The 16,689-nt window shown below is 73.6% G+C and carries 18 protein-coding genes and 1 pseudogene; 12 read left to right on the top strand and 7 right to left on the bottom strand.

The features are described from left to right. Positions 1–69: 69 nt before the first annotated feature. The 3 genes from ABT112_RS13340 (at position 70) to ABT112_RS13330 (ending at position 4,252) form a co-directional block, all read left to right on the top strand. Positions 70–900, top strand: a complete 831-nt coding sequence (locus tag ABT112_RS13340) for an ABC transporter permease (RefSeq protein WP_351508930.1) — start codon at positions 70–72, stop codon at positions 898–900. Beyond that, positions 897–2,747, top strand: a complete 1,851-nt coding sequence (locus tag ABT112_RS13335; protein ID WP_351508838.1) for an ABC transporter ATP-binding protein — start codon at positions 897–899, stop codon at positions 2,745–2,747. The genes ABT112_RS13340 and ABT112_RS13335 overlap by 4 nt, the downstream gene beginning before the upstream one ends. A 251-nt stretch (positions 2,748–2,998) precedes the next feature. Continuing rightward, entirely contained in the window at positions 2,999–4,252 is a 1,254-nt protein-coding gene (locus ABT112_RS13330) for a DUF2786 domain-containing protein (protein ID WP_502975329.1), read from the top strand. A gap of 223 nt (positions 4,253–4,475) precedes the next feature. Here the strand turns inward: ABT112_RS13330 and ABT112_RS13325 are convergent, their stop codons facing one another. The 3 genes from ABT112_RS13325 to rpmB all read right to left on the bottom strand — a co-directional run bounded on the left by ABT112_RS13325 (position 4,476) and on the right by rpmB (position 5,729). After that, positions 4,476–4,877 carry a (2Fe-2S) ferredoxin domain-containing protein gene (locus ABT112_RS13325; protein WP_351508836.1) on the bottom strand — a complete coding sequence of 134 codons (402 nt, stop codon included), beginning with the start codon at positions 4,875–4,877 and terminating at the stop codon, positions 4,476–4,478. 309 nt (positions 4,878–5,186) lie between these two features. Then, a complete protein-coding gene (rpsN, locus tag ABT112_RS13320) occupies positions 5,187–5,492 on the bottom strand; it encodes a 30S ribosomal protein S14 (RefSeq protein ID WP_351508834.1) in 306 nt (101 codons plus the stop codon). Then, positions 5,493–5,729, bottom strand: a complete 237-nt coding sequence (gene rpmB, locus ABT112_RS13315) for a 50S ribosomal protein L28 (RefSeq protein WP_351508832.1) — start codon at positions 5,727–5,729, stop codon at positions 5,493–5,495. Between the two features lie 51 nt (positions 5,730–5,780). Between rpmB and rpmG the strand changes: the two genes are divergently transcribed. The 5 genes from rpmG (at position 5,781) to ABT112_RS13290 (ending at position 8,120) form a co-directional block, all read left to right on the top strand. Continuing rightward, entirely contained in the window at positions 5,781–5,945 is a 165-nt protein-coding gene (gene rpmG, locus ABT112_RS13310) for a 50S ribosomal protein L33 (RefSeq protein WP_351508830.1), read from the top strand. An 11-nt stretch (positions 5,946–5,956) separates the two neighbouring features. Further along, the gene (locus ABT112_RS13305) at positions 5,957–6,211 is read left to right on the top strand and encodes a type B 50S ribosomal protein L31 (protein ID WP_351508828.1); all 255 of its coding nucleotides are present in this window, start codon (positions 5,957–5,959) and stop codon (positions 6,209–6,211) included. After that, complete coding sequence (locus ABT112_RS13300) at positions 6,211–7,392, top strand: GTP-binding protein (protein ID WP_351508826.1); 1,182 nt, start codon at positions 6,211–6,213, stop codon at positions 7,390–7,392. The genes ABT112_RS13305 and ABT112_RS13300 overlap by 1 nt, the downstream gene beginning before the upstream one ends. Before the next feature lie 112 nt (positions 7,393–7,504). Continuing rightward, a complete protein-coding gene (rpsR, locus tag ABT112_RS13295) occupies positions 7,505–7,759 on the top strand; it encodes a 30S ribosomal protein S18 (RefSeq protein ID WP_351508825.1) in 255 nt (84 codons plus the stop codon). 121 nt (positions 7,760–7,880) lie between these two features. Next, on the top strand, positions 7,881–8,120 hold the full coding sequence (locus ABT112_RS13290; protein ID WP_351508823.1) for a DUF397 domain-containing protein: 240 nt from the start codon (positions 7,881–7,883) through the stop codon (positions 8,118–8,120). A 30-nt stretch (positions 8,121–8,150) separates the two neighbouring features. Here the strand turns inward: ABT112_RS13290 and ABT112_RS13285 are convergent, their stop codons facing one another. Next, positions 8,151–8,675: an ATP-binding protein gene (locus ABT112_RS13285; RefSeq protein ID WP_351508821.1), complete on the bottom strand. Its 525-nt coding sequence runs from the start codon at positions 8,673–8,675 to the stop codon at positions 8,151–8,153. 371 nt (positions 8,676–9,046) lie between these two features. Between ABT112_RS13285 and ABT112_RS13280 the strand changes: the two genes are divergently transcribed. Then, the gene (locus ABT112_RS13280) at positions 9,047–9,883 is read left to right on the top strand and encodes a Sco1979 family transcriptional regulator (RefSeq protein WP_351508926.1); all 837 of its coding nucleotides are present in this window, start codon (positions 9,047–9,049) and stop codon (positions 9,881–9,883) included. 83 nt (positions 9,884–9,966) lie between these two features. Beyond that, positions 9,967–11,424, top strand: a complete 1,458-nt coding sequence (locus ABT112_RS13275) for an aldehyde dehydrogenase family protein (protein WP_351508819.1) — start codon at positions 9,967–9,969, stop codon at positions 11,422–11,424. Positions 11,425–11,678: 254 nt separating this feature from the next. Here the strand turns inward: ABT112_RS13275 and gad are convergent, their stop codons facing one another. Beyond that, positions 11,679–13,094, bottom strand: a complete 1,416-nt coding sequence (gad, locus tag ABT112_RS13270; protein ID WP_351508817.1) for a glutamate decarboxylase — start codon at positions 13,092–13,094, stop codon at positions 11,679–11,681. A 556-nt stretch (positions 13,095–13,650) separates the two neighbouring features. Continuing rightward, on the bottom strand, positions 13,651–14,961 hold the full coding sequence (locus tag ABT112_RS13265; protein ID WP_502975328.1) for an ion channel protein: 1,311 nt from the start codon (positions 14,959–14,961) through the stop codon (positions 13,651–13,653). 111 nt (positions 14,962–15,072) lie between these two features. On the opposite strand from ABT112_RS13265, the pseudogene ABT112_RS13260 reads away from it, so the two are divergent. Further along, positions 15,073–15,320, top strand: a pseudogene (locus ABT112_RS13260) (MerR family transcriptional regulator); the annotation flags it as partial. Here ABT112_RS13260 and ABT112_RS13255 read toward each other — a convergent pair. Further along, positions 15,317–15,685, bottom strand: a complete 369-nt coding sequence (locus tag ABT112_RS13255) for a YbjQ family protein (protein WP_351508814.1) — start codon at positions 15,683–15,685, stop codon at positions 15,317–15,319. The pseudogene ABT112_RS13260 and the gene ABT112_RS13255 overlap by 4 nt on opposite strands. A 279-nt stretch (positions 15,686–15,964) precedes the next feature. Here ABT112_RS13255 and ABT112_RS13250 point away from each other — a divergent pair, with 279 nt between their 5' ends. Next, positions 15,965–16,663 carry a DedA family protein gene (locus tag ABT112_RS13250; protein ID WP_351508812.1) on the top strand — a complete coding sequence of 233 codons (699 nt, stop codon included), beginning with the start codon at positions 15,965–15,967 and terminating at the stop codon, positions 16,661–16,663. Positions 16,664–16,689 lie beyond the last annotated feature (26 nt).

Here is a 16,689-nt window from a genome sequence, read left to right as displayed (position 1 = left end):
GAAGGGCCGACCGCGCAAGAGCCGGTCGCGGAAGGGCCGTTCAAGGACGGGCCGTTCCAGGGCGGGCCGGTGCCGCGCGCCGGCCGCCGGACCGTCCGCCGCACCGTGCTGCGCACCGTCCCCGCCGTCCTGCTCACGGCCGTCGCCGTCGCGGGCCCGTGGCTCGCACCGCACGCCACCGACCGACCGGTCACCGCCCCGTACGCGCCGCCCGGCACCAACGGGGCGCTGCTCGGCGGTGACCAGCTCGGCCGGGACATCCTCAGCCGGCTGCTCGCCGGCGGCCGGGAACTGATCGGCACCTCCCTCGTCGTCGCCCTGCTGGTGACCGGGCTCGCGGCGCTGCTCGGCACGGCCGGCGCCCTGCGCCCCGCCCTCGGCCGCGCCGTCGAGCGGACCGCCGACGTGCTGATGCTGCTGCCGGCCGTCCTCGGCATCCTGCTCATCACCCTGTCCTGGCCGGACGGCGGACGCAGCGCGGTGATCACCGCGGCGGTGGCGCTCGGCGTCCCGTACGCGGTGCGGCTGGTGGCCGGTGCGGCCGCGCCCGTCGCCGCCACCGGCTACGTCGAGGCGGCCGTGGCCGGCGGCGAACGGCTGTGGCACCTGGTGATCCGCGATGTGCTGCCCAACCTCCGCGCCACCCTGCTGGTGCTCTTCGGGCTCCGCTTCGTCGCCGCCGTCTACCTCGTCGCCACCGCCGGATTCCTCCAGGTCGGCCCGCAGCCGCCGGCCGCCGACTGGGCCCTGATGATCCGGGAGAACGCCCCCGGGATCCTGCTCAACCCCTGGGCCGTCGTGGCCCCCAGCATCGCCATCGGACTCCTCGCGATGAGCGTCAACCTCGCCGCCGACGCCCTGGCGCCGCGGACCGGACGAAAGGCGGTGACGGTGCTGTGACCCGAGGCGAGGCCGTGGACCTGACCGCGGAACCGGTGACGACGGACGGCGCCGCGGACCCCGCCGTCGACGTCAGCGGGCTGACCGTGACCGCCGACAGCGGCGGCGTCCTGCTCACCGACGGCACCCTGCAGGCCCCGCCCGGCCGGGTGGTGGCACTCACCGGCCCCTCGGGCTGCGGGAAGACCACCCTGCTGCGCGCCGTCGCCGGATCCCTGCCCGCGGGGACGGCCCGGACGGCGGGCAGCGTGCGGGTGCTCGGCCGGGACGTCCTGGACTGCTCCCCGGCCCTGCTGCGCGACCTGCGTCGGCACCACATCGCCTACCTGGGACAGGACCCGGCCTCGGGGCTCAACCCCCGGATGCGGGTGGGCGGGCTGCTCGCCGAGACCGCCCGCGACACCACCCGCCCCGCGCTGCTCGCCCTGCTCGACGAGGTACGGCTGCCGGCCGTGCCGCAACTCCTCCGGCGCCGCCCGCGCGAGCTGTCCGGCGGCCAGCAGCGCCGGGTCGCGCTGGCCCGGGCGATCGCCCGCCGCCCGCGGGTCCTGCTGCTCGACGAGCCGACCGCGGGCCTGGACGCCGCCCTCCGCGACGAGATCGCCGTGACCCTGCGCCGGCTGGCCGCCGACCACCGCCTCGCGGTGGTGCTCTCCTGCCACGACCCGGAGCTGGTCGGTCAGTTGGCGGACGAGGTGGTGGAACTGGCGCCGGCACCAGCCCGGACCGTGGCGCCGGCACCAGCCCGGACCGTGGCCCCGGCACCCGCCCGGACCGTGGCGCCGGCGCCCGCCCGAACCGTGGCGCCGCGCACCGCGACGGCCTCGGCTGGGGGGCCGGGCGGTGTGGTGCCCTCGGCGGTCCTGGCCTCCTCGGCGGTCCTGGCCTCCTCGGCGGTCCCGGCCTCCTCGGGGGCCCCGGCCTCCGCAGCGGGCCCCGAAGCCCGGTCCTCCGACGCCTCGTCCTCCGACACCCCGTCCTCCGAGGCCTCGTCCACTCAAGTCCCGCCCTCTGAAGCCTCATCCTCCGAGACCCCGTCGCCTACATCGCCTACGTCGCCCACGCCGTCCACGTCGCCCCCGTCGTCCGCGCCGTCCGCAGGCCCGGGACCGACGCGTCGCGGCCTGTCCGCCCGCGGCCTGACGGCGCATCTGGGCTCCCGCCGGACTCCGGTGCTGCACTGCGTGGACCTGGAGGTGCCGCCCGGTGCCTCCGTGGGCGTGGTCGGCGCCTCCGGCGCGGGCAAGACGACCCTGCTGCGCACGCTCGTCGGGCTCCAGCGGGCGTCCGGCGGCTCCGTCCTGCTGGACGGCGACGAGCTGCCCGCGGGCGTCCGCGCCCGCAGCCGGGAACAGCGCCGCCGCATCCAGCTCGTGCCCCAGGACCCGATGGGGGCGCTCAACCCGGCGGTCACGGTGTCGTCCGCCCTGGCCCGTCCGCTGCGGCTGCACCGGCTTTGCGAGCGCCGGGCCGTCCCGGGCAGGGTCGCCGAGCTGCTGGAACGGGTCGGCCTCGGCCCCGAGCACGCCGGCCGGCTGCCGCACGAGCTCTCCGGCGGGCAGCGCCAGCGGGTGTCGATCGCCCGCGCGCTGGCCGCCGAGCCGGACGTCCTGGTCTGCGACGAGGTGACCTCGGCGCTCGACCGGGAGACCGCGGACGCGGTGATGGACCTCCTGGTCGGGCTGCGCGCCCAGGGCCTGGCCCTGGTGCTGGTCAGCCACGACCTGCGCCTGGTGGCGGAGCGGACCGGCACGGTGCTGGTGCTGCACGACGGCCGGGTGATCGAGAGCGGCCCGACGGCCCGGGTGCTGGAGGACTCCGGGACGCGGACGGCCGCGGGCGGCTGACGGCGGCCGGAGCGGCGGCTGACGGCGGCCGGAGCGGCGGCTGACGGAGCCCGGCCCCGGCTGACGAAATCCGGGCCTCGGCCGACGGGACCCCGGCCTCGGCCGACGGGACGACGGCCGTCCGCACCGGCCCGGGGGAGGCGGGTTCGAGCGGCCCCTCGCCAGGGATGACGGGACAGCCTTCAGAGGTCCTTGCACTACGAGCGGGCGACCCGGGCGGGCCTAGCGCAAGAACCCCTTAGCCTGTGCCGGTGGGCAGCGAGCGGCAGGACACGCAGGGACCGGACCGGATCGTCGAGGACGTCCTCGGGCGGGTGCTCTACGCGTCCGCACCGGACGCCGACGACGCCGTGGAGGCCGGGGCCTCGCTGCTCGCCGCGGACGCCGGACAGTGGCCGGCGGTCGGCCGGGTCCTGCTGCGCCGCGCGGAGCAGCTCGTGCGGCAGGCCTGGGAGCGGGGCTGGCAGCCGGCGGACCTGGTGCGCATGGCCCGGCGCACGGCCCCCGACGACGCCCGGCCGACGCGGCTCGCCGTCGACCTGATCGCGGCCGAGGCACGCCGCTACGCCCCCGGTACACCGGCCCCCCGCTGGGAAGCGCAGCTGCGAGAGCTCGGCGCCGAGGCGTGGTGGACCGCCGACGACCGCTTCCTGACGGAGCTCGGCCGCCGGGAGGCCATGGACCGGTTCCCGCTGGCCGAGGCGCTGCTGGAGGTGATGCGGCTGGTCTTCGGGCTGCCGGCGATCGAACCGGTCGGCCCGGTGCCCGGCTCCTCCGGCCACCGCACGACCCCGCCCGCCGCACCGCCGCGCACCGTCGGCGAGCCGAAGATGCTGGGCCGGATCCGGGCGCTGCTGGCCAAGGCGGAGGCCACCGACTACCCGGAGGAGGCGGAGGCGCTCACCGGCAAGGCCCAGCAGCTGATGGCGCGGCACAGCATCGACGAGGCGCTGCTCGCGGCCGGGGCCGGAGCCGGCCCGGAGGGCGCCCCCGAGGCCGTCCGGATCGGTGTCGACCGGCCCTACGAGTCGACCGGGGCGATGCTGCTGGACGCCGTCGCGGAGGCCAACCGCTGCCGTGCGGTGTGGAACGACGACCTGGGCTTCTCGACGGTCGTCGGCTTCGCGACCGACCTGGAGTCCGTCGAGCTGCTGTACACCTCGCTGCTCGTGCAGGCCACGGCGGCCATGACCCGGGCGGAGGCGGGCCAGCGCACCGCCGGACGCAAGCGGACCAAAACCTTCCGGCAGTCGTTCCTGCTCGGCTACGCGAACCGGATACGCCAGCGGCTCAGCGCGGCGACCGAACGCACGGTGGCCGAGTCCGCCACCGAACTCGGCGAGCGGCTGCTCCCGGTGCTCGCCGCCCGGGACGTCGCGGTCGCGGGGGCGGCGGAGGAGATGTTCCCGGTCACCACCCGCCACTCCGTCCGGGGAGCCCGGGACGCCCAGGGCTGGCACGAGGGCACCGCTGCGGCGGACCGGGCCTCCCTCGGCGGACGCTGACGGCTCGTCGGTCCCCGGGCCCGCGGGGGCAGTGCGCCGTGGCGGCGGGCCGCATGCCGACGGGAGCAACGGGCGCCGCCCCCAGGGGGTCCCCTCACCTCAGGCCCGCGTCAGCTCACGTCCGCGCCTGAGCCCAGGGTGTCCTCACCCTGTACCGCCCTCAACCCCGTACCGCCCTCAACTCCGACCCGTCCTCAGCCCCGCCCTCAACTCCGCCCCGCCCTCACCTCCGTACCGGCTTCGGCGGCGGGACGAACTGCAGCGTGAGCGTGGCCGGTGGCTCCGCTTCCCCGGGGCCGCCCGCGGCGACCCAGGAGAGGATGTCGTCGGTGCAGTCGTCGTCCATGGCGAAACCGATCCAGGTGGCCCGGCCGCCCTTGCGCCGCCCCTCGGCGGACGGCTGCACGACCACGATGTTCGCCTGGGCGCAGGGCCCCAGGCAGTCCGTGGTGCGTACCGACAGCCGGCCACCGGACTCGGCGGCCGCCGCCTCCAGGCGCGCCAGCTGCCACCGGTGGTCGGTCGTGGGGTGCTTGCGCTCGTTGCCGCAGCAGCACCCCCGGCAGACGACGACGGTGCAGGGGCGGGCGGCGTAGGCCCGAACGGGAACTCCGGAGCGCGTCACAGGCACCGATCGTACGGCCCGGTCCTCTCCGGCCACCGGGGGCGTCCGCACACTCCGGCCATGATCGGTGAACCGCCGGAACGGCCCGGACCGCCCCGGACCGTCAGGGGCGTCCCGTCCGGAGAACCGCGAACGCCGGCCACCCCGCGCCGCCGCCCCACCCGCGCGAAGCCCACCGGCACGAACCCGCACCCGCACGAACCCCACCCGCACGGACGGGCCGTGGCGCACCGGCCCCCGGTACGCCACGGCCCTCCGGCCGGTTCTCCGTCCGGCTATCAGCGCCCTCCGGCTACCAGCGCCCTCCGGCTACCAACTGGCCTTGCGGACTCCCGGCAGGAAACCGGCGTGCGCCTGTTCCCGCATCCGCACCCGGGAGAGGCCGAAGGCCCGCAGGTGGCCGCGGGGCCGTCCGTCGACGGAGTCGCGGTTGCGGACCCGGGTGGCGCTGGCGTCGCGCGGCTGGCGGCGCAGCTCGCGCTGGGCGGCGAAGCGTTCCTGCTCCGGGGTCTCCGGGTTGCGGATGACCGCCTTCAGCAGCGCCCGCCGGGCGGCGTACCGGGCGACGACCGCCCGGCGCTTCTCGTTCTTCGCGATCTTGCTCTGCTTCGCCATTCAGATCCGCTCCCCACGGGCCCGGATGCGGGCCACGGCCTTCTCGATGCCGAGGGTGTCCACCGCCTTGATGCCCTTGGCGCTCAGGGTGAGCCGGACGTGCCGGCCCTCGCTGGGCAGCCAGTAGCGCTTGCGCTGGATGTTCGGGTCGAACCGCCGCCGGGTGCGGCGGTGGGAGTGGGAGACGTGGTTGCCGAAGCCCGGCTTGCGGCCGGTCAGCTGGCAGTGGGCGGACACAGCTCAGAACCTCCTAATGAAAATGGAAACCATTTCTGTATAGTAGACCCCATGGCCCGCAACGAACTACGCCCGGTGATCAAACTCCGGTCCACCGCCGGCACCGGGCACACCTATGTGACCCGCAAGAACCGCCGCAACAACCCCGACCGGCTCCAGCTGCGCAAGTACGACCCGGTCGCCGGCCGGCACGTCACCTACCGCGAAGAGCGCTGAGGAGGAGCGAGATGAAGCCCGGCATACACCCCCCGTACCACCCCGTCGTCTTCCGTGACAGCGCGGCGGACTTCGCCTTCCTCACCCGGTCGACGGCGACCAGCGACAAGACCGTCGAGTGGGAGGACGGCAACACCTACCCGGTGATCGACGTCGAGATCTCATCGGCGAGCCACCCCTTCTACACGGGCAAGGTGCGCGTCCTGGACACCGCCGGCCGCGTCGAGCGGTTCGAGCGCCGCTACGGCACGCGCGGGGACCGCTGATGGCGGCCCGCGACGGGCGGCTGCCGGTGGTGCTGGTCGGCGGGCTCCACGCGGAGGCCCGCAAGGCCGCCGTCGACCGGCTGCTGCACACGGTGCCCGGCAGCGTGGCGCTCCACCACGACCTCGCGACCGCCGGGGCCGGCACCGTCCGGCGCACGGTCCGGGACAGCGGCGGGGTGCTCGGCACCGGCGAGGCACCGCTGGTCAACGACTGCGCCTGCTGCGCCCTGCGGGAGGACCTGGTCCCCGAGCTGGAGCGGCTCTCCGACAGCGGACTGTGCCGGCTGGCGGTCGTCGAGCTGTGGGACTCCGTCGAGCCCAAGGCCATGGCCGAAGTGGTCGCCGCGCACAGCGGCGAGGCGCTGCGGCTCACCCAGGTGATCACGGTGGTGGACCCGGCGCTGCTCGTGCCGTATCTGAGCTGCGGCGACGACCTCGCCGAGGTCGGGCTCGCCGCGGCGGCCAGCGACCGGCGCACCGTGGCCGACACCTGGGCCCGGCAGCTGGAATACCCGCCGGTGCTCGCCGTCGCACCCGCCGGCGACGGTCCGGACGGAGCCGCGGAGGGGACGGATCCGGCGGACCTCGCACTGCTGGCCCAGCTCCACCCCACCGCCCGTCAGGTGCCGGTGGGCTCCGCGGAGCTGGCGGACGTCGCGTTCGCGGGCTTCGACGTGGAGGCGGCGGCCGCCCGCCAGCACCCGGCCTGTGCGCTGCTGCCGCAGGAGGCCGACGAGCACGGCGTCACCACCGCGGTGTGGCACCGCACCCGGCCCTTCCACCCGGAGCGGCTCTACGCCGCGCTGGAGGACCTGACCTGCGCGGCGGCCCGCAGCCGGGGCCGGTTCTGGCTCGCCGACCGGCCCGACACCCTGCTCGCCTGGGACGCCGCGGGCGGCGCGCTCTGCGTCGAGGACACCGGCCCCTGGCTGGCCTCGCTCCCCGACGCCGCCTGGGAGATGGTGCCGCCGGTGCGGCGGGCGGCCGCCGCGCTGGACTGGGACCCCGACCACGGGGACCGCGCCCAGCACCTCGTCTTCACCTCGCCCGGCCTCGACCGCGACGGACTGCTCGAACTCCTGGAGTCCTGCCTGCTCACCGACGCCGAATACGCGGCGGGGCAGGAGGCGTGGAAGCGGCTCCCGCCGGCTTTCGACGCGTTGCTCGACCCCGTTTCCTGACCCGCCGCGCCCTTTCCGGGGGACGCCCTCCGCTGCGGAACACCCCCGTCCCGCGCGGAAGTCCGCACCCCGGAAGCGCCCGCTCCCACACCCGAGGAAAGGCCCGTAACCGATGTCCCGCCGTCCCGAATCCCGCCGTCCCGAGTCCCGCAGGAATGCGAAGCCCCGTCCGAACCCCCTGGACGCGGCCGGCATCACCTATGTCGACTACAAGGACACCGATCTGCTGCGGAAGTTCATCTCCGACCGGGGGAAGATCCGCAGCCGCCGGGTGACCCGTATCACCGCGCAGCAGCAGCGACAGGTGGCCCGTGCCGTGAAGAACGCCCGCGAGATGGCACTGCTGCCGTACTCCACCGGGAAGTAGCCGCCGGACGCACCCTGTGCAGCCTCTCCGACACCCCTTGTGCACGTGCATATGCTCATGCAGAGGCACATGAACCGGGTTATGATCCGGGGAAATTGCCTCTGCGTCCCGGGAGCGTCCTGTGCACCACCCGTACAACGGTATGGCGGCCAAGGACCTGCACGGAGTCGTCTGGCTGAAGAGCCGGCACAGCAACTCCCAGGGCGCCTGCGTGGAGATGGCCAAACTGCCGGACGGCGGGGTGGCGGTGCGCAATTCGCGTTTCCCTGACGGGCCCGCGCTCATCTACACCCCCGCCGAGGTGGACGCGCTGCTGCGCGGGGTCAAGGACGGGGAGTTCGACCACCTCGCCGCGGAGTGACCCGCGTAGACCTCGCACGGAATGCGGCCTTCAGACGGCTAAGGCGTTCCGCCGGGCCGTCGCCGGCAGGTGGAACATCGCCCAGACCACCTTGCCGCGCAGGGTGCCCGCGAGCGGATGCCAGCCCCAGCTGTCACTGAACGCCTCGACCAGATACAGCCCGCGCCCCGACTCCGCGGAGCAGTCCGGATCGTCGGCGGAGGTCCCGCCGGCGACCGGGCTCGTCCCGCTCGGGTCCCGCACGGCGCAGACCAGGCGGGACGTCCAGTGCATCAGGTGCAGCCGGACCGCGGGTTCGGGTGCGGCCGGGCCACTGTCCGGGAGGGCGTGCCGGAGGGCGTTGGTGACCAGTTCCGACACCACGAGCGCCACATCGTCGAAGCATTCGCCCAGCTCCCACCGGCCGAGCGCGGCCTCGGTGAACTGCCGGGCCCCTCTGACCGATTCGTAGGCGCCGGTCAGTGCGCAGGACACCGAACTCGACACGGACACGGGGTCGACGGGAGGGAGGCCCTGCCGTAACGGCGCGAACATGGTCGATCCTTGGGTCCCCATGCGAGGCACTCCTGGCCCTAGAGGAATCGGTCAAGGCGGCGTGCTGGTGCTCCTGCACCATGGTTCCCAAAGCACACGGCAGATGCAAGGGCAAATGCACGTGCACGTAGGGAAGTCGGGGGGACAGGGGCGGTTTTTTCCGCATTCCTCCCCACGGCTGGATCCAGAGCCTCTGCGGGCAACTTCCCGTCTGTGTAACCGGATGCATACGCAACGGAGCCCGGAGGTGGCAGACTGCGCCCGTTGACGGTCGCAGTGCATCACCAACGGAGACAGGCAGTCGGGACATGGGCACAGTGCAGCCGGATGGAGGGCACCTCCCGGCAGTGGCCGGCGGAGGAGCGGGCGGGGCGGGCGGATCGAGCGGCTCCATGGTGCGCCGCATCCTGCTCGGCTCCCAGCTCAGGAGGCTCCGGGAATCCCGCGGCGTCACGCGGGAGGCCGCCGGGTACTCGATCCGCGCTTCCGAATCGAAGATCAGCCGCATGGAGTTGGGCCGGGTGAGCTTCAAGGCACGGGACGTCGAGGACCTGCTCACCCTCTACGGGGTCGTCGACGGCGCGGAGCGCGAGGCACTCCTCGGGCTGGCCCGCGAGGCCAACGTGGCGGGCTGGTGGCACAGTTACGGCGACGTGCTGCCCGGCTGGTTCCAGACCTACGTCGGCCTGGAGGGCGCGGCGTCGAGCATCCGCAGCTACGAGGTGCAGTTCGTGCACGGGCTGCTGCAGACCGAGGAGTACGTCCACGCGGTCGTGACCCGCGGCCAGCCGGAGGCCACCCGCAGCGAGGTCGAACGGCGCGTGGCGCTGCGCCTGGAGCGGCAGAAGCTGCTGGTCTCCGAGCGCGGTCCGGAGTTCCACGTGGTGCTCGACGAGGCCGCCCTGCACCGCCCCTACGGCGGCAGCGCGGTCATGCGCGGCCAGCTGCGGCACCTCGCGGAGATCTCCGAGCGGCCGAACGTGACGCTCCAGGTCATGCCGTTCGCCTTCGGCGGGCACGCGGCCGAGAGCGGGGCCTTCACCCTGCTCCGCTTCCCCGAGTCCGACCTCCCCGACGTCGTCTACCTGGAGCAGCTCACCAGCGCGCTCTACCTCGACAAGCGGGACGAAGTCGCCCAGTACGAGCGGGCGATGGAGCGGCTGCACAAGGACGCCCTGAGCCCGGCGGAGAGCCGTGAGGTGCTGGCGGCCATGGTCCATCGGGTGTGACTCGTCAGTACGATGACAAGCCATCAGGAGAGTGCGTACGCCCGGGGCGCCTGACCAGCGCTCCGCCTCCAGACAGGGATGGCATGTCCTACTTCACAGAGTTGGCCCACCAGTACATAGACGGCGAGTGGAAGTCCGGCAGCGGCTCCTGGGACATCATCGACTTCAATCCGTACGACGGGGAGAAACTGGCCTCCGTCACCGTGGCCACGGTGGACGAGGTCGACCAGGCCTACCGGGCGGCGGAGCGCGCACAGCGCGACTGGGCCGCCACCAACCCCTACGCGCGCCGGCTCGTCTTCGAGCGCGCGCTGCGGATCATCCAGGACCGCGAGCAGGAGATCACCGAGGCGATCATCGCGGAGCTGGGCGGCACCCGGCTGAAGGCGGCCTTCGAGCTGCACCTCGCCCAGGAGTTCCTGCGGGAGGCGATCCAGCTGGCCCTGCGCCCCGAGGGCCGGATCCTGCCGTCCCCGGTCGACGGCAAGGAGAACCGGGTCTACCGGCTCCCGGTCGGCGTGGTCGGGGTCATCAGCCCGTTCAACTTCCCCTTCCTGCTGTCCATCAAGTCGGTGGCGCCCGCGCTGGCGCTCGGCAACGCGGTGGTCCTCAAGCCGCACCAGAACACCCCGGTCGTCGGCGGCGGGCTGGTGGCCAAGGTGTTCGAGGAGGCGGGCCTGCCGGCCGGCGTGCTGAACGTCGTGATCACCGACATAGCGGAGATCGGCGACGCGCTGATCGAGCACCCCGTGCCGAAGGTCATCTCCTTCACCGGCTCGGACAAGGTGGGCCGGCACGTCGCGTCGGTCTGCGCCGCCAACTTCAAGCACGCCGTGCTGGAGCTGGGCGGGAACAGCGCGCTGATCGTGCTGGACGACGCCGACCTGGACTACGCGGTGGACGCCGCGGTGTTCAGCCGGTTCGTGCACCAGGGGCAGGTGTGCATGGCGGCCAACCGGGTGCTGGTGGACCGCCGCGTGGAGCGGGAGTTCACCGAGAAGTTCGTCGCCAAGGTGCGGACCCTGAAGGTCGGCGACCCGGCCGACCCGGAGACCCACATCGGCCCGCTGATCAATTCCTCGCAGGCGGAGGCGATATCGACGCTGGTCGAGCAGACGGTGGAGGCCGGGGCCACCGCCCTGGTGCGCGGCACCACGGAGGGCAACCTGGTGGCGCCGACCGTGCTGACGGGGCTGGCGGCCGACGCGCCCGTGCTCAGCCAGGAGATCTTCGGCCCGGTGGCCCTCGTGGTGCCGTTCGACGGGGAGGACGAGGCGGTGCGCATCGCCAACGACACCCCGTACGGGCTGAGCGGGGCCGTGCACACCGGCGATGTGGAGCGGGGGGTGCGGCTCGCCCAGCGGATCGAGACCGGCATGATCCACATCAATGACAGCACGGTCCACGACGAGCCGATCGTGGCGTTCGGCGGCGAGAAGCGGTCCGGCCTCGGGCGGCTGAACGGCGAGTCGATGGTGGAGGCGTTCACCACCCAGAAGTGGATCTCCATCCAGCACGGCCGGAGCGGGTTCCCGTTCTGAGGCCGGGGGGCTGCCGGGCTGCCGGGGGGGTACCGGGTGCTTTCCGGGCCTCCCGGGAGCGTCCGGGGGCTTCCGGGAGCGTCCGGGGGCTTCCGCGGCTTCCTGATCCGGAACTCCCCGGTGCCCCGCTCGTCCCCGCCGGCCGGGAACCTCGCGGCGCGTTGCGGTGTACCTCATGTGAAAGGGCGGCGGGGTGAGGGGATGCCGGGGGTGCGGATCCGGGGGAGCCCGGCACCCGGCACCCCCGGAAGCCGCTAATGATGGAACGCCGTGGCGACGGACTGGGGCCGCTTGCTCGGCCCCGACTGTTTCCGCAGGTCGGGGAGGATCTGGAGCAGGTCCTCCAGGAAGAGGTCGGCGAGGTCCGCGGTGAAGCCGTTGCGGCACACGACCCGGAGCACGGACAGGTCCTCCCGGTGGGGCGGGAAGGTGTAGGCGGGCACCAGCCAGCCGGCCTCCCGCATCCGCCGGGACACGTCGAAGACGTCGAAGTTCCGGTTGTCCGCGGCCGTGGTGAAGGCGAAGACCGGCAGTTCGTCGCCGCGGGTCAGCAGCTGGAAGTCGCCGATGGCCTCGATCCGTTCGGACAGTGACCGGGCGACGTCCCGCGCCGTCTGCTGCACCACCCGGAAGCCCTCCCGGCCCAGCCGCATGAAGGTGTAGTACTGCGCGGCGACCTGCGCCCCCGGCCGGGAGAAGTTGAGCGCGAAGGTGGGCATGTCGCCGCCCAGGTAGTTCACCCGGAAGATCAGCTCCTCCGGCAGGGCGTCGGCCGTCCGCCAGAGGGCCCAGCCGACCCCCGGGTAGACCAGCCCGTACTTGTGCCCCGAGGTGTTGATCGAGCAGACCCGGGGCTGCCGGAAGTCCCAGACCAGCTCCGGGTCGAGGAAGGGAGCGATCATCCCGCCCGAGGCCCCGTCCACATGGACGGGCACGTCCAGACCGGTGCGTTCCTGGAGTGCGTCGAGCGCCGCGCACAACTGGGCCACCGGCTCGTAGGACCCGTCGAAGGTCGAGCCGAGGACGGCCACGACCCCGATGGTGTTCTCGTCGCAGAGGTCCGCCGCTGCCTGCGGATCGAGGTGGAAGCGGTCGCCCTCCATGGGGACCTGCCGCGGCTCGACCTCCCAGAAGTTGCAGAACTTGTCCCAGCACACCTGGACGTTGATGCCCATCACCAGGTTGGGCCGGGCACTGCCCGGATAGCGGTCGGCGTTGCGCCGTGCCCAGCGGCGTTTGAGGGCCATCCCGGCGAGCATGCATGCCTCGCTCGACCCGGTGGTGGAGCAGCCGATGGTGGTGCTCGGGTCGGGGGCGTGCCAGAGGTCGGCGAGCATGGCGACACAGCGCCGTTCCAGCTCGGCGGTGCGCGGGTACTCGTCCTTGTCGATCATGTTCTTGTCGCGGCACTTGGACATCAGCAGCCCGGCCTGGTGGTCCATCCACGTGGTCACGAAGGTGGCCAGATTGAGCCGTGCGTTGCCGTCGAGCATCAGCTCGTCGTGGACGAGCTGGTAGGCGATGTCGGCGGACATCGGACCGTCCGGCAGCCGGTGGCGCGGTGGCGCGGCGGCCATCCCGCCGGCCGGATCGGCGGGCCCGAAGAAGGGGTTGACCGACAGTGCGCCCCGCTCGCTCTCCGCGGAGTCCGGACCGTTGTGCAGCGACATGGCGAGGGTGCCCTTTCAGCTCTCGGCTTCAGCTCTCGGCGCCGGTCCCGGCCGCACGGGCCGGGGCGGGCCGCATCCGGACGCACCCCGCCCGGGCCGCCGTCCCCGGCGGACCGCACGGTGCCCCGCCGCCGGCCGGACGCCGGTCCGAGGGGCGACCGGGCTCCAGCGGCCGGGCGGGGCGCTGCCGGCGGGGGATCGGACGACCGCCGCGTCGGCAGAGGTGCGCATGGCGTTGCCTCCATCTGTCGCGACCTTATGGCCGGCCGTCGCGACCTCATGGCCGACCGGGCCGCGCGGCCCGCCCGGTCCGTCCGGATGCCGCACGGCCGGTCCCGCCGGCGCACCGGGGCCGCGGGCGCACCGGTCCCGCGGGCGCACCGGGGTGCCATGAGCGCACCGGGGCCCCGCACCAGGGCCCGCCGGCGCACCGAGGTCCCCGCACCGGGGTCCCGCACCAAGGGCCCCGCACCAAGGCCCCGCACCAAGGCCGCGCACCAAGGCCGCGCACCGGAGCCCGCCGGCGCACCGGGCCCGCCGACGCGCCGGGGTCCCATCAGCGCACCGAGGTCCCGTCGTCGTGCAGCTGCATCAGCGGGCGGCCGGAGACGATCAGCCATACGGGCAGCGAGGCCAGGCAGAGCACCGGCAGAACGGCGACGTCCGACGCCAGGACGGCAGCCGTGAAGAGGCTCAGCCAGCCCTGCCGGGTGATCGCCATGAGGATCCCGAGGACGCCGCAGACCACCGCGAGGGCGACGTGCACCTGCGGGACGACGGCGTGGGCGCACAGCCCCAGCGAGACCCCGGCGAACACCGAGGGGAAGATCCGTCCGCCGCGGAAGCCGCCGGCGGCGGCGACGGTGAGCGCGACGACCTTGACCACCGCCATCAGGGCGAAGCTCCCCGCCGACCAGCCGTCCGGATCGGCCGTCAGCTCCTTGACCTGCTCCAGTCCCTTGAACAGCGTGAGCTGCCCGCCCAGGGCACCGAGCAGCCCCAGCACCACCCCGCAGGACGCCGTGATCGCCACCGGGTGCCGCAGCCGCCGGAAGGCACGGTGCACCCAGGGGAACGCATACACGGCCGCCATGGCGAGGACCGCACCCGCGGAGGCGATCACCATGGCGCCCAGCAGCTCGCTGTACCTGGTCGCCGTGTAGTCCGGGAGATTCATCCGGAAGGTCGGGTCGGCCACCAGCGCGGTCGTGATGGCGCCCGCCCCGCCGGCGACCAGCGGCGCGAACAGCTGGTCCCAGAGCGAGACTCCGGGACCGTCTCCCGGTGCCTGCCCCGGCGGTCCGGGGGCCGGGCGGCCGACGAGGCTCTCGGTGACGATCAGCGCCGCCGCGACCGGCGTGCCGAAGAGCGCGCCGACCGTGCCGGCGGCGGCCAGCGCCACCCACAGGTCGGCGGGCGAGTGCGGAAAGGCCTTGGTCCCGAGCCAGTACGCCAGCGCGATATTGGCCGCGGTGATCGGGTTCTCCGGCCCGAGGCTGACGCCGCCCGCCAGCGCCAGAACGGCGGCGAGCAGCAGCCCGGGGACCACCCGCGGCGGGATCGGGGGGTCGACGAGTCCGGTGGTGGCCGGGTCGCGCCCCGCGTGCCCCGGCACCTTCCAGACCACCAGGCCCACGGCCAGCCCCGTGGCGGTGAGGACCGCGACCATCCACCCCGTCGACCAGCGCCCGACGCCCAGCGCCCGGGGCAGGGTCGTCCAGAGCACGTCCTCCAGGGCCTCGGCGAGTTCGCTGATGCCCAGCAGCAGCAGGGCGGCGGCCACCCCGACCACGAGTGCCGGAAGGGTCAGCGGCAGCAGGGCTCGTGGGCCGACGGGACTGCGCTGGGCGGCGGCTTCCGGTACCACGGGCACACCATAGCCGTGCATATCGTCACAGATCGGAACGAAACTCGGGCTTGCACCTCACCCGACGTGAGGCAGCAGGCTGTGGAGCGCACAGCGAAGGGAGCGGGCGGCATGAGCTATTCCGTGGGACAGGTCGCCGGCTTCGCCGGGGTCACGGTGCGCACCCTGCACCACGACGACGAGATCGGGCTGCTCTCCCCGAGCGCCCGCAGCCACGCCGGGCACCGGCGGTACGACGACGCCGACCTCGGCCGACTGCAGCAGATCCTGTTCTACGGGAGCTCGGCTTCCCGCTCGACGAGGTCGCGGCCCTGCTCGACGACCCGGGGGTGGACCCGCAGGAACATCTGCGGCGTCAGGACTGCGGGGCCAGCACCACCGCGGTGCCGTAGGCGCAGACCTCGGTGCCCACGTCTGCGGCTTCCGTCACATCGAACCGCATCATCAGCACCGCGTTCCCGCCACGGGCCCGGGCCTGTTCGACGAGCCGTTCCATGGCCTGGTTCCGGGTCTCGACCAGGGTCTTGGTGAGCCCCCGCAGCTCGCCGCCGATCATCGACTTCAGACCGGCTCCGATCTGGCTGCCCAGGTGGCGCGAGCGCACCGTCAGGCCGAAGACCTCGCCGATGACCTGCGATACGTGGTACCCCGGCACGTCGTTGGTCGTCACCACCAGAACGTCGGACTGGGCGCCCTGACCGCCCCCGAACTCCTCGATGCCCATCACAGCCACCTCCTGCGGAAAGGATCGGACGCGGAGGCGGAGGGCGCACCCGGAGGGCGGTCCGTTGCGCTGTCCGGCGGTACCGGCCGGGCCGCCTCGGGGCGCCGGTCCGGCCCGGGGCGAGGGGCTGCCGGGTGCGGTGGCCGGTCCTGGAACCGGAGCGCCGCCGCTCGCGTTGATAGCTTGGGGCTGCCACACCGCCGCATCGGCGGCCACCGCCTCATCCCTGTGCCCGGGCCCCGCTTGAGCCTGCGCCCTCGACCCAGGAGCCTGTCAACCGTGACCACCCTCGCGCTCGGCCCCAGCTGGCTGGACCCGGACTTCCTGATCCAGACGTTCGGCCTGCTCGGTGTGCTGACGATCGTCTTCGCCGAGTCCGGCCTGCTCATCGGCTTCTTCCTGCCGGGGGACTCGCTGCTCTTCACCACCGGTCTGCTGGTGGTCACCGACAAGCTGGACAAGCCGCTCTGGCTGGTGTGCGTGCTCATCGTCGCCGCCGCGGTCCTCGGCGACCAGGTCGGCTATCTCTTCGGGCGGAAGGTCGGCCCCGCGCTCTTCCGGCGGCCCGACTCGAAGCTCTTCAAGCAGGAGAACGTCGAGAAGGCCCATGAGTTCTTCGAGAAGCACGGTCCGAAGTCGCTGATCCTGGCCCGCTTCGTCCCGATCATCCGTACCTTCACGCCGATCATCGCCGGTGTGAGCCGGATGAACTACCGCTCGTTCATCATCTTCAACATCATCGGCGGCGCCCTCTGGGGCGCCGGCGTCACCCTGCTGGGTGCGGCGCTCGGCCAGATCGACTTCGTGCACCAGCACATCGAGATGATCCTGGTCGGGATCGTGCTGCTCTCGGTGGTCCCGATCGTGATCGAGTACCTCCGGGCCCGCGGCCAGTCCAAGAAGGCCGCGGCGGCCGCCCCGCAGGAGCCGGACACCGGCCAGTCCCCGGCCCCGCGCGGCCGTCACGCCAAGCGCTGACCCACCCGGTGGCGCCGCTCCGGCGG

Origin of the sequence: Streptomyces sp. NPDC002055, assembly GCF_040296705.1 — a bacterium.
GTDB lineage: Bacteria > Actinomycetota > Actinomycetes > Streptomycetales > Streptomycetaceae > Streptomyces.
This window is presented reverse-complemented; position numbering and strand designations above follow the sequence as displayed.

Bases quoted from the DNA above. Each gene is read 5' to 3' on its own strand.
- rpsN (WP_351508834.1), bottom strand. From the start codon at position 5,492: ATGGCGAAGCAGAGCAAGATCGCGAAGAACGAGAAGCGCCGGGCGGTC.
- rpmG (WP_351508830.1), top strand. From the start codon at position 5,781: ATGGCCCGCAACGAACTACGCCCGGTGATCAAACTCCGGTCCACCGCC.
- ABT112_RS13305 (WP_351508828.1), top strand. From the start codon at position 5,957: ATGAAGCCCGGCATACACCCCCCGTACCACCCCGTCGTCTTCCGTGAC.
- ABT112_RS13300 (WP_351508826.1), top strand. From the start codon at position 6,211: ATGGCGGCCCGCGACGGGCGGCTGCCGGTGGTGCTGGTCGGCGGGCTC.
- rpsR (WP_351508825.1), top strand. From the start codon at position 7,505: ATGTCCCGCCGTCCCGAATCCCGCCGTCCCGAGTCCCGCAGGAATGCG.
- ABT112_RS13285 (WP_351508821.1), bottom strand. From the start codon at position 8,675: ATGGGGACCCAAGGATCGACCATGTTCGCGCCGTTACGGCAGGGCCTC.
- ABT112_RS13280 (WP_351508926.1), top strand. From the start codon at position 9,047: ATGGTGCGCCGCATCCTGCTCGGCTCCCAGCTCAGGAGGCTCCGGGAA.
- ABT112_RS13275 (WP_351508819.1), top strand. From the start codon at position 9,967: ATGTCCTACTTCACAGAGTTGGCCCACCAGTACATAGACGGCGAGTGG.
- gad (WP_351508817.1), bottom strand. From the start codon at position 13,094: ATGTCGCTGCACAACGGTCCGGACTCCGCGGAGAGCGAGCGGGGCGCA.
- ABT112_RS13255 (WP_351508814.1), bottom strand. From the start codon at position 15,685: ATGGGCATCGAGGAGTTCGGGGGCGGTCAGGGCGCCCAGTCCGACGTT.